At 62.2% G+C, this 251-nt stretch carries 1 pseudogene; it reads left to right on the top strand.

Annotated elements, in window-relative coordinates:
* A pseudogene (gene gatB / locus AAEY78_RS14225) lies at window positions 1-251 on the top strand (Asp-tRNA(Asn)/Glu-tRNA(Gln) amidotransferase subunit GatB); the annotation flags it as partial.

Genomic DNA, 251 nt, shown 5'->3' with positions numbered 1-251 from the left:
GCATCTTCGCGCGCAAGAATTATTTCTACCCCGATCTGCCGAAGGGCTATCAGATCAGCCAGTACGAGATTCCGGTCGTGCAGGGCGGCCAGATCACGATCCAGGTGCCGGCCAACGAAAAGGCCGGCAAGGCTGCGTACGAGAAAACGGTCAACCTGACCCGCGCGCACCTCGAGGAAGATGCGGGCAAGTCGCTGCATGAAGACTTCGCCGGGATGACCGGGATCGACCTGAACCGCGCGGGCACGCCG

Origin of the sequence: Psychrobacter sp. 16-MNA-CIBAN-0192 (assembly GCF_040309565.1) — a bacterium.
Classification (GTDB): domain Bacteria; phylum Pseudomonadota; class Gammaproteobacteria; order Pseudomonadales; family Moraxellaceae; genus Psychrobacter.
This window is presented reverse-complemented; position numbering and strand designations above follow the sequence as displayed.